Origin of the sequence: Serratia sp. 4542 (assembly GCF_016805595.1) — a bacterium.
Taxonomy (GTDB): Bacteria; Pseudomonadota; Gammaproteobacteria; order Enterobacterales; family Enterobacteriaceae; genus Serratia; species Serratia nevei.
In genome coordinates, this window is the sequence record NZ_RXKV01000020.1 from 1 (window position 1) to 13,327 (window position 13,327).

The 13,327-nt window shown below is 60.2% G+C and carries 11 protein-coding genes and 1 pseudogene; 4 read left to right on the forward strand and 8 right to left on the reverse strand.

The window, feature by feature from the left end:
* Positions 1-506, reverse strand: a pseudogene (locus EKL15_RS23225) (hypothetical protein); the annotation flags it as partial.
* A gap of 213 nt (positions 507-719) precedes the next feature.
* On the opposite strand from EKL15_RS23225, the gene deoC reads away from it, so the two are divergent.
* From deoC to EKL15_RS23245, 4 genes are all read left to right on the forward strand, one after another.
* On the forward strand, positions 720-1,400 hold the full coding sequence (gene deoC, locus EKL15_RS23230; RefSeq protein WP_038881133.1) for a deoxyribose-phosphate aldolase: 681 nt from the start codon (positions 720-722) through the stop codon (positions 1,398-1,400).
* A gap of 153 nt (positions 1,401-1,553) precedes the next feature.
* Positions 1,554-2,318: a DNA-binding transcriptional repressor DeoR gene (deoR, locus tag EKL15_RS23235; RefSeq protein ID WP_060421601.1), complete on the forward strand. Its 765-nt coding sequence runs from the start codon at positions 1,554-1,556 to the stop codon at positions 2,316-2,318.
* A 979-nt stretch (positions 2,319-3,297) separates the two neighbouring features.
* Positions 3,298-4,596 carry an HAAAP family serine/threonine permease gene (locus tag EKL15_RS23240; RefSeq protein WP_038881129.1) on the forward strand — a complete coding sequence of 433 codons (1,299 nt, stop codon included), beginning with the start codon at positions 3,298-3,300 and terminating at the stop codon, positions 4,594-4,596.
* Positions 4,597-4,688: 92 nt separating this feature from the next.
* Positions 4,689-6,056: an L-serine ammonia-lyase gene (locus EKL15_RS23245; RefSeq protein ID WP_110611607.1), complete on the forward strand. Its 1,368-nt coding sequence runs from the start codon at positions 4,689-4,691 to the stop codon at positions 6,054-6,056.
* Between the two features lie 54 nt (positions 6,057-6,110).
* Here EKL15_RS23245 and EKL15_RS23250 read toward each other — a convergent pair whose 3' ends face one another.
* From EKL15_RS23250 to EKL15_RS23280, 7 genes are all read right to left on the reverse strand, one after another.
* The gene (locus EKL15_RS23250; protein ID WP_084826512.1) at positions 6,111-6,776 is read right to left on the reverse strand and encodes a helix-turn-helix transcriptional regulator; all 666 of its coding nucleotides are present in this window, start codon (positions 6,774-6,776) and stop codon (positions 6,111-6,113) included.
* Entirely contained in the window at positions 6,773-8,161 is a 1,389-nt protein-coding gene (locus tag EKL15_RS23255) for an FKBP-type peptidyl-prolyl cis-trans isomerase N-terminal domain-containing protein (RefSeq protein ID WP_203090446.1), read from the reverse strand. The genes EKL15_RS23250 and EKL15_RS23255 overlap by 4 nt, the downstream gene beginning before the upstream one ends.
* Positions 8,158-8,580 carry a hypothetical protein gene (locus EKL15_RS23260; protein WP_060435266.1) on the reverse strand — a complete coding sequence of 141 codons (423 nt, stop codon included), beginning with the start codon at positions 8,578-8,580 and terminating at the stop codon, positions 8,158-8,160. The genes EKL15_RS23255 and EKL15_RS23260 overlap by 4 nt, the downstream gene beginning before the upstream one ends.
* 24 nt (positions 8,581-8,604) lie before the next feature.
* Positions 8,605-9,159, reverse strand: coding sequence for a fimbrial protein (locus EKL15_RS23265; RefSeq protein ID WP_060440319.1), 555 nt, complete (start codon positions 9,157-9,159; stop codon positions 8,605-8,607).
* Positions 9,160-9,209: 50 nt separating this feature from the next.
* Positions 9,210-9,848: a fimbrial protein gene (locus EKL15_RS23270; protein ID WP_063989367.1), complete on the reverse strand. Its 639-nt coding sequence runs from the start codon at positions 9,846-9,848 to the stop codon at positions 9,210-9,212.
* A 71-nt stretch (positions 9,849-9,919) separates the two neighbouring features.
* Positions 9,920-10,684, reverse strand: coding sequence for a fimbria/pilus periplasmic chaperone (locus EKL15_RS23275; protein WP_169318197.1), 765 nt, complete (start codon positions 10,682-10,684; stop codon positions 9,920-9,922).
* Positions 10,685-10,765: 81 nt separating this feature from the next.
* Positions 10,766-13,300 (reverse strand): outer membrane usher protein, encoded by a 2,535-nt coding sequence (locus tag EKL15_RS23280; RefSeq protein WP_072271031.1) that lies wholly within the window; start codon positions 13,298-13,300, stop codon positions 10,766-10,768.
* Positions 13,301-13,327: the final 27 nt, after the last annotated feature.

Below are 13,327 nucleotides of genomic sequence, written 5' to 3' on the forward strand. Positions count from 1 at the left end.
ATGCAGCCGTAGTTGAGGCGACACACATAGCGCAGCGGCTGCGGCCGCTCGGCCAGGTTGGTGACCGTCATCTCAATGGCGAACTGTGCGCTCTGCGCCGCCAGACGCAGCGCCGGGCCGATGCGCCAACGCCCACCCGCCCGCTCCCCCTCGCCGTGCAACGTCAGCTCATCGCCCGCCAGTTGGAGCCACACGCGTTGCATCTGCAGCGGCTCACCGTCCTGATTCGGCCAGGCAGGGCAGAACGCGGCATCGTCAGCGCGCTTTCTTCCGGCGCCCTTTACGCTGCGGCGGCCCGACTTCAGCGAATAACCGTCAAACTCGGCGTCCCAGATCGCGAGGCCCTGATACGGTAAAACCGTCAGTGCGCCACGATGATTCGCCAACGTCAGCATCGGCCCGCGTTCTGTGCAGCGATGCGTGCTCACCGCGAAATCCGCATTGCGGAACAGTTCCTGCCGATGCGCCCCGAAAGCTTCAGGAGCCAGATCGATGTTGATCTTCATCTTTTTTCCCTCGACGTTGCGCCCGCGCAGGCCGCGAGCCCTTAAATGTTATTTAAATAACAAATGAAACGCCTTTAAGTTATACCTATAACAGCCTGATAGCGACGATCGGATCGACATTTTTTAAACATCACTAGGTTTATCGGCATCTGAATGTTATTATTTTCACATTACCCATCCCGCTTACTGTCTTAACCTCACTAAGGAATCGCGATGACCACCGAAACCATCGATTACGCCAGCTATGTTGACCACACCCTGCTGGCGATGGACGCCACCGAACTGCAGATCGCCAAACTGTGCGAAGAAGCGCAGCAGCACAACTTCTATGCGGTATGCGTCAACTCCGGCTACGTGCCGCTGGCAGCCCAGCTGCTGCAAGAAAGCACCGTAAAAGTCTGCTCGGTGATCGGTTTCCCGCTGGGTGCCGGCCTGACCGTCGCCAAAGCCTTTGAAGCCAAAGCGGCAATCGCCGCCGGCGCACAAGAGATCGATATGGTGATCAACGTCGGCTGGTTGAAAAGCGGCCTGTTGGACGAAGTGAAAGCCGACATCGCCGCCGTGCGCGAGGTTTGCGCGGCGATCCCGTTGAAGGTAATATTGGAAACCTGCCTGCTCAGCGATGCGCAGATCGTCCAGGTTTGTGAAATGTGTCGCGAACTCGATGTGGCCTTCGTGAAAACCTCCACCGGCTTCAGCACCGGCGGCGCTCGGGAAGAGCACGTCAAACTGATGCGCGAGACCGTGGGCAGCGAAATGGGCGTGAAAGCTTCCGGCGCCGTGCGCGATCGCGCCACCGCCGAGAAGATGATCAACGCCGGCGCCACGCGTATCGGCACCAGCTCCGGCGTCGCCATCGTTTCCGGCGCCCAGCCGGCGGCGGGCAGCTACTGATCGTCGGCATGCCCTGACGGGCACAGCCAATACACTCCGATGCGGGACAATACGGGCGGCCAAGGCGGCCCGATATTGCCCCGCATTGTTGTGTTTAGCGCCGGACACGCCGGCACGCCCTTTTACCTCTACTACCTGTGGGAAGACGGACCTATGGAAACGCGGCGCGAAGAACGTATCAACCGGCTAGTTCAGGCGTTAAAACGCGCTGACAAGATCCACCTGAAAGAAGCCGCCGTGCTGCTGGGGGTCTCGGAGATGACCATTCGCCGCGATCTGAGCGCCGAACCGGCGGCGGTGGTGCTGCTCGGCGGCTATGTGGTGACCGATCCGCGCAGCAACGGCGTGACCAACTACTTCGTTTCCGATCAAAAAGCCAAGCAGGTGACGGAGAAACGGCGTATCGGCCTGCTGGCGGCCCCGTTGATCAATGAAAACGACACGGTGTTTTTCGACTGCGGCACCACTACCCCGGCGATCATCGACGCCATCGCCGACGAGCTGACCTTCACCGCCGTCTGTCATTCGCTGAACACCTTCCTGGCGCTGCAGGACAAACCTAACTGCAAGGTGGTCCTGTGCGGCGGTGAGTTCAAGCCGAACAACTACATCTTTTCCAGCGTCAGCGGCCGTAACGAGCTCGATCACATCTGCCCGAACATCGCCTTTATCTCCGCCGCCGGCCTCAGCCTGCAGCACGGCGCCACCTGCTTCAACTTCGACGAGCTGGAGATGAAGCATCGCGCCATGGCGATGGCGCAGCAAAAGATCCTGGTGGCAGACCACAGCAAGTTCGGCAAAACCAAACCGGCCTGCATCGGCCCCCTGACGCAGTTCGATCGGGTGATCAGCGACCGCCAACCGGACGCCGACTTCATGGCGTTCTTCAACGACAACGCCATCGCTACCCGCTATTAATCCGCCTTCTGCGCCGTCGAAACCGACGGCGCACCGTTGCAATCCCCTTCTTTCCTCGCCCGAAAATGAACAAATAATGCGCAATCGATTCGCGTTTTTCGCTTATCCGCACGCAACATCAGGTTAATAAAATGCAACAGGTCACCCGAGTGATTATTTTCTCGCAGGCTAAACCGGCTGTCGGCAGCGTGAATTAACGACTATTTATGGCTTTTATATGATAAATCGCGCCAAAGGCCGGGATGTTTAAATAAACGGCGGTTTACGCGATTGCAGCAAATCTCGCCAATACCTGTTAGTTATCTGTTATTTATATGATGAATGGTTACGCATTTTTATCCGCTAACCACGTAAGTAATTTCCCCTCGTTATTAGCGGTGATTTTTAATCAAAAACCATTAAAAACAAATAGATGAATTGAATTTTACTTAAAAATACAATGTGATCTACGTCACTAAAACTGCTTAATCCGGGTTTTTCGCTAGATCCAAAACCACGCATAAAATATATTGCTCGGCTTGCTGCTGAGCACAGCGCTTTATCCGGCTAATTATTGTACAAACCGCATAATCGCAGAAATCTTTATGAGAGCGTTCTCAGCACAAAATCTTACACAAATGTGCAACAAATGCGCGAAAAATCGATAAAAAAGCGGATAACTGCACATATTGCGCATTTGAGAGCAGGATCACGGTTGTTTCTACTGTAAATCGTTATCTTGCCGCCAACAAAAATCGACAGGCAAAGACCTGTCGGCAGCGGTAACGACTTTTATCACCCGTGACGGTGAAAAGTCTTTAGTGAATTACCCGGCGCTGTGCCTTGGTAATGAACGCAATAAACAACCAGGGGGACACCAAAACATCCCCGCAAGCAACACCTGATTCTTACCGCAAGCGTTGCCTGAATAGGACGTTTGACGGTTTAACCTTAAGTTTTGCCTTTTAATTTTAAATTCGTGTTCACTTCGGAGATATTTATGGACACTACACAGACCGGCACAATTGCCTCTGCGGCCTCGGGCTCCAGCAGTACCTGGCGTAAAACGGATACCATGTGGATGTTGGGCCTGTACGGCACCGCCATCGGCGCAGGCGTCCTGTTCTTGCCAATCAACGCCGGTATCGGCGGTTTGATTCCTCTGATCATCATGGCCATCATCGCTTTCCCGATGACCTTCTTTGCCCACCGCGGCCTGTGCCGTTTCGTTCTGTCCGGCAAAAATCCCGGTGAAGACATCACCGCCGTGGTAGAAGAGCACTTCGGCATCACCGCCGGTAAGCTGATTACCCTGCTGTACTTCTTCGCCATCTACCCGATTCTGCTGGTTTACAGCGTGGCGATCACCAACACCGTCGACAGCTTCATCACCCACCAGTTGGGCATGACGTCGCCACCGCGCGCCATCCTGTCGCTGATCCTGATCGTCGGCCTGATGACCATCGTGCGCTTCGGTGAGCAGGCCATCGTGAAAACCATGAGCATCCTGGTCTTCCCGTTCGTCGCGGTGCTGATGCTGCTGGCGGTGTATCTGATCCCTAACTGGACCGGCGCCATCTTCGAAAACGTGTCGCTGTCCGGCAGCGGTACCGGCATGGGCCACGGCCTGATCATGACCCTGTGGCTGGCGATCCCGGTAATGGTGTTCTCCTTCAACCACTCGCCGATCATCTCCGCCTTCGCCGTCGCCAAACGCGAAGAGTACGGCGCAGACGCCGAGAAGAAGTGCTCCCGCATTCTGGCTTATGCACACATCATGATGGTGCTGACCGTGATGTTCTTCGTGTTCAGCTGCGTGCTGAGCCTGACGCCGGAAAACCTGGCGGAAGCCAAGGCGCAGAACATCTCGATTCTGTCTTACCTGGCTAACCACTTTAACAACCCGATGATCGCGTACATCGCGCCGGTTATCGCCTTCGTCGCCATCACCAAATCGTTCCTGGGCCACTACCTGGGCGCGCGTGAAGGCTTCAACGGCCTGGTTGCCAAGTCGATGAAGAGCCGCGGCAAAACCGTCAGCACCGCCAAGCTGAACCGCATGACCGCGATTTTCATGCTGGTGACCACCTGGATCGTCGCCACCCTGAACCCAAGCATCCTGGGCATGATCGAAACCCTGGGCGGCCCAATCATCGCCATGCTGCTGTTCCTGATGCCGATGTATGCCATCCGTAAAGTGCCTGCCATGCGCAAGTACAGCGGCCACATCAGCAACGTGTTCGTGGTTGTGATGGGTCTGATCGCCATCTCTGCTATCGTGTTCAGCCTGCTCGGCTAATCACGTCCGGCCGGCGCCGCTGCGCGCCGGCCCTCCCGCACTCCCCCATTTCCCGTATTCACCGCCTGAAACCTGAAGAAGGAGGCGAGACCATGGTCAGCGTTTTCGATATTTTCAAAATTGGCATCGGCCCATCCAGTTCCCACACCGTTGGCCCGATGAAAGCCGGCAAACAGTTCGTCGACGATCTGATCGCCCACCAGCAGCTGCAGGACACCACCCGCGTGGTGGTCGACGTGTACGGTTCGCTGTCGTTGACCGGTAAAGGCCACCACACCGATATCGCCATCATCATGGGCCTGGCCGGCAACCTGCCGCACGACGTGGACATCGACAGCATTCCGGGCTTTATCCGCGACGTCGAACAGCGCGGCCGCCTGTCGCTGGCCAACGGCCACCACGAGGTGGATTTTCCGCTGCACGGCGGCATGAATTTCCACAGCGACAACCTGCCGCTGCACGAAAACGGCATGCGCATCCGCGCCTTCGCCGGTGAACGCCTGCTGCACAGCAAAACCTATTACTCGATCGGTGGCGGTTTCATCGTCGACGAAGAGCACTTCGGCCAGTCCGCCGAAGGCGCCACGCCGGTGCCCTACCCGTTCAAATCGGCGCACGATCTGCAGCAGCATTGCAAAGACACCGGGCTATCGTTGTCCGGCCTGGTGATGCAGAACGAGCTGGCGCTGCGCAGCAAGGCGGATATCGACGCGCACTTCGCCGACGTCTGGCAGGTGATGAGCGCCGGTATCGAACGCGGCATCAACACCGAAGGCTTGCTGCCCGGCCCGATGAAAGTGCCGCGCCGCGCCGCCGCGCTGCGCCGCATTCTGGTGACCGGCGACAAGAACAATATCGATCCGATGAACGTGGTCGATTGGATCAACATGTTCGCGTTGGCCGTCAACGAAGAGAACGCCGCCGGTGGCCGCGTGGTCACCGCGCCGACCAACGGCGCCTGCGGCATCATCCCTGCGGTGCTGGCTTACTACGACAAGTTCATCCGTCCGGTAAACGCCAATTCCTACACCCGCTACTTCCTGGCGTCCGGGGTGATTGGCGCGCTGTACAAGATGAACGCCTCGATCTCCGGCGCCGAAGTGGGTTGTCAGGGGGAAGTGGGCGTAGCCTGTTCGATGGCGGCGGCCGGGTTGACCGAGCTGCTGGGCGGCAGCCCGGCGCAGGTGTGCATCGCGGCGGAGATCGCCATGGAGCACCATTTGGGGCTGACCTGCGATCCGCTCGCCGGCCAGGTTCAGGTGCCCTGCATCGAACGCAACGCCATTTCCGCCGTCAAGGCGGTCAACGCCGCGCGCATGGCGATGCGCCGCACCAGCGAACCGCGAGTTTGTCTGGATAAGGTGATCGAAACCATGTACGAAACCGGCAAAGACATGAACGCCAAATACCGCGAAACCTCACAGGGCGGGCTGGCGATCAAGGTCGTTGCCTGCAATTGACCGCCACGGCGAATCACTAAAGGCGCCGGCCGTTCCGATCTGGCCGGCGCCGTTTCAATGCCGCTCTTTCCCTGCCGCAACGCCCGGCTGAATGCCGGCTCGAGCCCCCACGGCGCCGGGACGGGCGCTGTGCCGCAGCCAACCGTAAAGTTCGGCATTACGCCGGAATCCCATCTTGCGCATAACGCTCATCTTGTGATTGCTGACGGTTTTCACGCTGATGTCCAGCATCCGTGCAATTTGCGTCACCCCCATCTCCCGCGTCATGCAGCGCATGATCTCCTGTTCCCGCAGCGTCAGGCCTCGGTGCTGGCATACGCAGTTCATGCCACAACCCGGCCTGCCCGGCCATTTGCTGCGCCGCTCCAGTTCGGCGCTCACCTGATACAATGCCGATACCAGCGGCGTATCGTGGTAAATGACGCCGGCCTCCAGCGAGCATCGGGTGCCGACGGTGCGTTTATGCCGCCCCTCCGGCGTTCGCAACGAGAAATACAGCGTTTTACGCCCTGCGGCCTGCGCCTCAAAGAAGTGACAAAAGCAGCTTTGTACGCCAGGAGGAAAATAGCAGAACACCAGATCGGCTTCGTGAATCTGCTGCGCATCCAGTAACAGCGTGCGCTTGCCGTAAGTGCTGAAATGCAGCGCCAGGGCCTCCTGCCAACCGGCGCTGAAGTAACGGTTTTCATCAAATAGCGCGATTTTTATCATGGTGTTCATCCCTGCCCTCCCGCCGTTCCGGCTTCCCGTTTAACCGCCTGGGCCCCCTTTGTCGGAGCCTGACTGTTGTCGATGCGTAATTCATAAATCATGGTGGCGTTAGGTGGCACTTTCGGCGGGTAGCCGGTTTCGCCGTAGGCCAGCGCCGGTGGCACGACCATCGTCAGCGAACCGTGGTTATGCAGATGGCTTATCGCCTCCCTGAACAGCGGCGGATACTCGGACAGCGGTTGCGACAGCACCTTGCCGCTCAGTTCCATATCCTGGATCACCGTGCCGTCGGTCAATTTCTCCTTCACGACCACATCGACCACCGCCGTTGGCGCCAGCGCGCCCTCTCCGGCGTAATCCACCCGATACCAAAAGCCCATCGCCGACTGCTTTACGCCCTTTTGTTGACTGAACTGCGCCAGATAATCTTCATCACGCCGCCGCTGTTCGTTAACGCGTTTCTCACGCGCGGCCATGGCGGCGGCATCCGCCTGCGCCGTCAGCGTATTCAGTTCATCCGGCGGCAGCTGCAAACGCCCCGACACGCTATCGATGACGCCCGCCAACAGGCTGTCGCGGTCCACCGGTACGCCCCAGCTTTGACGCTCCGTCACTACCCCCTGAATATCCCGCCCCAGCGCACTGCCCGCCGCATAGGACAAACGCTTGCGTTCATCCTTCAACTGCTCCGGCGTCACCTCCCATTGCAGCCGCTTATGCAGCGCCAACAGCGCTTCGCGCGCCTGCTGGGTCACTTTCTGCTCATCGGCCCGCTTCTGCTCACTCGCCTCCAGCGCGGTACGCAGAGTGTGCAGTTCCTCCTGGTGCTCGCGCTGGCGTTGTGCAAGCGTCTGTGCCGATGCCTGCGCAGCGGACTCCAGCTCGGTGACGCGCCGTTCGGCCTGCATCGCCGTCGCTTTGGTTTTGGCGGTTTCCTGCGTCGCCTGCCGCAGCAGCGCCTCGGCGCGCTGCGCATCGGGCGAGCCGCGCCAGGCGGCGCCCAGCCCGGCGATCCACTGCTGCAGCGTTGACGAATCGGGCAACGTCGCGACGGGTGGTGCCGCTTTCTCCGCCCGCAGCGCGGCGAGTTCCTGGCGCAACACCGTCAGTTCCATTCGCTGGCGCGCCAGCTGTTGGTCACGCGCCAATAATTCCTGGCTCAGCGTAAAAGCTTTGGCCGGGGAAGCCGGCTGGTGGGTATCCGACGGACGCTTTGCCGGCTCACGCTTTTTTTGCCCCGCCCCGCGGTCGGCGGGCGCCGCGTTTTCGCTCGCCGGCGCGGTGTTCTGCCGTTGATACTGCTCGGCAAACTGCAGCAGCGCCGGCACGCCGTCGTCCGCCTGCGCGACGCCGGTGAACAGCAGAGCCGCACAGCCCAGCAGGCGCAGCCTCATTTAACCTGCTCCCCGCGATCCGCCAAGCCGGTCAACACCGCCTGATTCACCCCGGCGCACAGATAGTTGACCTTGTAGCGATACAGCGCATCCACCGTCTCCTGCGTGTCGCCGTTTACCCGTGCGCGCAAGTTGGCGTACTGCGAAGCGCCGCTCATCAGGCTGTCGAAGGCCTGTTTATAGCGCTGATATTGTTTCTCGTCGATCGTGCGCAATGCACCCAGTTGCTCCTGGCACTGCTGCAGCTGCTCGGCCTCACGCTGCTTGCGCAAAGCCTCTTCTGACGGAGCTTGCACAGCCTGATTTTTGGTGTTCACAGCCGGCTTGCCCGACTTTTGGTTTTGACAGGCGGCGGCGCTCAACGCCAACAGGCACAGCAGGCCCATGCGCAGGGCGCGATTGAGGGGCTTTATCATCATTGCGTTTTTTGTCCTTGTAGACGCTTATTCGTATTCCAACGTAAAAGTGGCCACCGCGCTGAAGGTGCCGCGGCCGATGGACTTCGATTGGATGGCCTCCGGCTCCCCCTGCACATAGGCCTGCAGCGTGAGCGTGGTGTTACCGGCATTCAGGCGGAATTTATCGCTGGCGCGATTGAGCGGCAGCGCCTTGCCGGTGCTGTCCTCCAGCCCGATGCCGATCCCCGAGGCCAGGCTGCCGGCATCCAGCGCCAACAGGCCGGGCAGCTTAGCGTTCTCGGTGCCGGTAAACGTGATGGCCACCGTATTGCCCAGGCTGAGATCGCACTCGGTCAGGTGCAACGCGAAGCTTTGGCTATGGGTGCGGGTGTTCAGATACAGGTATTTGTCGACGATGGTGCCGAAATCCAGTTGGATATCCTCATCTCCCGGCTGAATGACGCACGGCTCGGCTACCAGCGTACCGTGAAAGCGCATGTTTTCCGCCGCAGTCGCCGGCGGCGCCATCATGCCGGCCGCCATGACCATGCCTGCCCCCAACAGCGCGCTCCGGCGCCGGTTCGTCTCTGTCGCGCGCATGTCGCCACTCCCTTTGGTTGTGCTTGCGCCGGTCCGACGCAAGCGGCGTATTAGTCGTAATAAAGGCGGAAATCGATCGCCGCACGGTAGGCGCCGGCGCTCAGCGTCGCCGGGGTTCGCACCGGCGTCACCGTATACGTCAGGGTGTTTTGCCCCGGCGTCAGCAAGATCGGTTTGTTACGCGCGCCGAGGCGCACCGGCAGGCCGCTGGCATCCGCCAACTGCAGCCCCAAGCCGGTGACGCCGGCTACCCTGACCAAACCCGGCGCGTCGTCATCCGCAGGCGCGGCAAACGCCACGGACACCGCAGGTTGACTGCCGCTCCAGGCCAGAACCCCGGTCCAGGCGTCGCGGTTGCTCGCTGGCGCCCGCAGACAGTCTTTCAGCGTCAGCTCGAACGCCACCGGCGTGCCGCGATCGCCCGGGCGCTGGAAGTGCGCCGTCCCCGTCTCCCCCAGCCACACTTCCTGACGAGCGGTGGTCATTTCCAGACTGCAGGCGCTTTCCGTCAACGCGCCGTAGACGTGGAGCGTGCCGTTCGCGCCCTCCACGTCCCAGTTGTCCACCGCGCGGGCCGGCGGCATCAGCATCAGCATCGTGCCTGCCGTCAGCGGTACCATCAGCGCGGCCAATACCGTCAGGCCGATAGTGCGTCGCTGATGACGTTCATAGGCCTTTCCCAACAGCATGGGGATCTTTCGTTGCATGATTCGTTCACTCCGCTGTATTCACTCTGTCTTCCCTGCTTGCGCGCGGATCGTCATTTGGCGACCGGCGCGACCTGGCAGGCATTGCCGGCGCAGCGGAAGTTCAACTGCGGCCGCCCACCGTAATCGTTGATGTATGCCAGCGACGGGCCGTTGCCGAGGCTCGCGGCGGAGACGTTCAGCGGGGCACTGGCCTTCGGCGCCACCATCAGCGGTTCAAAGCCCGCCGCTCCTTTTCCGCCCTTGCCGGCGCTCGCCTCAACGATCGTCACGTAATAAGGGGTCGGGTTGTTCACCACGTACTTGTCGCCCTGCCGGGTCAGCGTCAGCTGCTCCTGCCACGGTGCGGCGTTCTTTTTCGGGGCGAGCGCCGCCGGGCGATAAAACATTTTGATGCGCGTCTGCAGCGCTATCTGCAGCGTGTTCGGCTTATTGCTGCGCGGCGGGATCTCGCGCAGGTTGAAGTAATACAGCGTCTCCCTGTCCTGCGGCAGCTGACGCGCGGCCGGCAGCGACTGGATCTTCACCTGGCTCGGTTTGCCCGGCTCCACCCGTTGCACCGGCGGCAGCACGGTGAAAGGGCTTTGGATTTTGTTGCCGCGATCGTCTTCGATCCATCCCTGCGCCAGATACGGCAACTGTTTGTTCTGGTTACTGATGTTGAGACTGACCGTTTTCAGGTCGCCGTCGAAAATCACGCGCGTGCGATCCAGCGCGATAGCCGCATGAGCGGGCAGGCTGACCGCGCCGATCGTCAACGCGGCGGCGAGCGGGCCCACAAGGAAAACGGTCTTTCTGGTCATAGTCAGATTCATCATGTCTTCACGGTTCCAGTCGGCCGGAAGCGGACGAGCCCGCTCCGGCGGTTTAGAGGCGGAGCGGGCTCCGCCGGGTGTATGTCAGTTGGCGTCAGCCGCCGGCTTGCTGCCGGCAAGAGGACGGCAAGGCAGCAGCAACGTGTTCATCAACATTTCGGCCGGCAGCGGCGACGGCAGCTGAATTTCACACTGCGCCGCGCCGTTCCAGTGCACGCTCATGCGCTCGCCGGGGTTAAGGCCGGACAGGTAAACGCTGCCGCCGTCATTGATGATGCCGGTCTCCTGTTTGCGGGCATTCAGCACCGTGGCACCAAACGGCGGCTCGCTGCCGTCCGCCAGCTTGACGATCGCCATCGCCTTCTCACCGGCAATCACTTCAAACTTGCGGTAGCCGATGGCCCCCTCGGTCAACGTGGCCTGCACCACGGAACGCGTCGCCTCGACGTTGTCGCTCAGGCTGTTGAGATCGATGCTGGCCTTGTTGCGGTAGTAGCTGTTTACATCCGCCACCACCGCCTTGCCGTAACGGTTGGTCAGCACCGTACTGCCGTAGCCGCGCACCGGCACACCGGCGACGCCTTCGGTATCGAGCAGCAAGCGCGTCCCGCCCGGCGTGTTGACGCGGTGCAGCACCGCCCCTTCCGCCGCCATCGTCAGGCCGCCCTGCGCACCGATGCCGACGGCGCTGTAGCGGCCGGCCTGGTAGCTGGCGTTGGCGTTGATCTGCGCCATGTCGCCCTGATGGCTGTAATAACCGCTGGCCGTCGCTCCGCTGCGTGCGGCGCCGGCGCTGATCTGATAGTTGTTGTGTTCATCGACCCGGTTGTAGTACCCGACCCGGTGAGCGTTCTCTTCGCGATCGAGCGTCATGTTGTAACTGAGCGTGCCTGCACTGCCCCAGGGCAGCGACAGCGACAGATACATCCCGTCGTCGTTGCGCTCGTTATAACGGTTGCGATAGGCCGACAGCGACACGCTGACGTTCTTGAAATCGCCGATGTCGAAGTAGCGCGATACCATCAGGTTGTAACGATCGTTCGGCGCCCGATCCCAGTAGGTTTGGTGGCTGTAGTTGAGATAGGTGCTCAGCCCCAGTTCGCGGAACTGCTTGTTGAAGGTGATGGTGTACATCTCCTTGCTCTTGCCGCTGCGCCCCCCTTCGTAACGCGCATCCAGGTAGTCCCCCATGCTCATGAAATCTTCCTGGGAGAAGCGGTAACCGGCAAAGGTGACCTGGCTGTCGTATTCATCGAAGTTCTTCGAATAGCTCAGCCGGTACGAACCGCCGGTCAGCGTGCCATCCTGCGGCAAACGCGCACGCGACTGCGTGGCATCGAACGACAGCGCCCCCAGCGCCATCAGATCGCGCCCGATCCCCAGCGACAGCGCGTTGTAATCGCCGCCGGCGATGCCCCCGCCGTACAGCGACCAGCCGTTGCTGATCCCCCAGGAGAACTCGCCGGTGCCGAACATCGGCCCGCGCAGATGGTGCCCCCACTCTGACGGTTTGCCCGTCGCCAGCTTGTAACGCACCGTACCCGGCCGCGTCAGATAAGGAATGTTGGCGGTGTTCATCTTGAACTCCTGCACGCTGCCGTCTTGCTCTTCGACACGCACGTCCAGCTCGCCGGAAACCGCATCGTTGATGTCCTGAATGCGGAACGGCCCCGCCGCTACCTGCGTTTCATACAGCACGCGCCCCTGCTGGCTGACCACCACCTTGGCGTTGGTTTTCGCCACGCCGGTCACTTCCGGCGCATAGCCGCGCAGGTTGGGCGGCAACATGCTGTCGTCGGATCGCAGACTGACGCCGGTAAAGCGCAGGCTGTCGAAAATGTCGGAGTTCAGGTAATCCTCACCCATCGTCAGCCGCGAACGCAGCGCCGGGATCGCCCGGTAGGCGTAATAGCGGCTCCAGTCGAACTGTTTATCGGTCGACTGAGAAGAACCGGTCTGATGGTTGAGGTTGGCCTGCCAGTCGGCGCGCAGACGCCAGGCGCCCAGGTTGGCGCCACCGGTACCGTTGCCGCTCAGGCTGTAACTGCTGCCGCCTTTCTGATGCTTTTGCGTTTGGGCGTTGACGTTATAGTCAAACAGCAGCCCGGGAATACCGTCATCCCAGCGCGAAGGCGGGTCCCAGTTTTCCGAGCTGTATTCCAGATAGGCCTGAGGAATGTTCAGATACAGTGAGGAGCTGGCAAGATCGCCGCGGGCTTCCATCCCCGCCAGACTGGAAGCGTCAAGGCAACGGCCGCCGTGCGTCCAATTCAGCGTGCTTAACAGTTTTTCTTTCAGCCCCAGTTGGTTGACCAATTCCGGCGAAAGACAGGCTTCGCTGCCTTTTGGATCGTTCTCGGGCGCCATAAACGTTACCGGCTGTTCCGGCAGATCGTTCTTATTGACGTGCACCACCATGGTATAAACGCCCGGCATGATGTAGCCGCTGCGCGTAAATTGGCTCAGATCGATATTTTTACGATCGTTGATGTCCAATACGTCGGTATTGAATTGAATCACGTCGGCGGCATAGACCAACGCGATTGGATTTCCCAGAGAAAGGGCAACGCAAAGCCCCAAGGCCTGAAGACGAAATAACTTCCCTGCCGGTGAAAGCATAATAAAGTCCTTTCAATAACGAATTAA

What these genes read in the sequence shown, in the direction of transcription:
- deoC (WP_038881133.1), top strand. Translation starts at nt 720, where the DNA reads ATGACCACCGAAACCATCGATTACGCCAGCTATGTTGACCACACCCTG.
- deoR (WP_060421601.1), top strand. Translation starts at nt 1,554, where the DNA reads ATGGAAACGCGGCGCGAAGAACGTATCAACCGGCTAGTTCAGGCGTTA.
- EKL15_RS23240 (WP_038881129.1), top strand. Translation starts at nt 3,298, where the DNA reads ATGGACACTACACAGACCGGCACAATTGCCTCTGCGGCCTCGGGCTCC.
- EKL15_RS23245 (WP_110611607.1), top strand. Translation starts at nt 4,689, where the DNA reads ATGGTCAGCGTTTTCGATATTTTCAAAATTGGCATCGGCCCATCCAGT.
- EKL15_RS23250 (WP_084826512.1), bottom strand. Translation starts at nt 6,776, where the DNA reads ATGAACACCATGATAAAAATCGCGCTATTTGATGAAAACCGTTACTTC.
- EKL15_RS23255 (WP_203090446.1), bottom strand. Translation starts at nt 8,161, where the DNA reads ATGAGGCTGCGCCTGCTGGGCTGTGCGGCTCTGCTGTTCACCGGCGTC.
- EKL15_RS23260 (WP_060435266.1), bottom strand. Translation starts at nt 8,580, where the DNA reads ATGATGATAAAGCCCCTCAATCGCGCCCTGCGCATGGGCCTGCTGTGC.
- EKL15_RS23265 (WP_060440319.1), bottom strand. Translation starts at nt 9,159, where the DNA reads ATGCGCGCGACAGAGACGAACCGGCGCCGGAGCGCGCTGTTGGGGGCA.
- EKL15_RS23270 (WP_063989367.1), bottom strand. Translation starts at nt 9,848, where the DNA reads ATGCTGTTGGGAAAGGCCTATGAACGTCATCAGCGACGCACTATCGGC.
- EKL15_RS23275 (WP_169318197.1), bottom strand. Translation starts at nt 10,684, where the DNA reads ATGATGAATCTGACTATGACCAGAAAGACCGTTTTCCTTGTGGGCCCG.
- EKL15_RS23280 (WP_072271031.1), bottom strand. Translation starts at nt 13,300, where the DNA reads ATGCTTTCACCGGCAGGGAAGTTATTTCGTCTTCAGGCCTTGGGGCTT.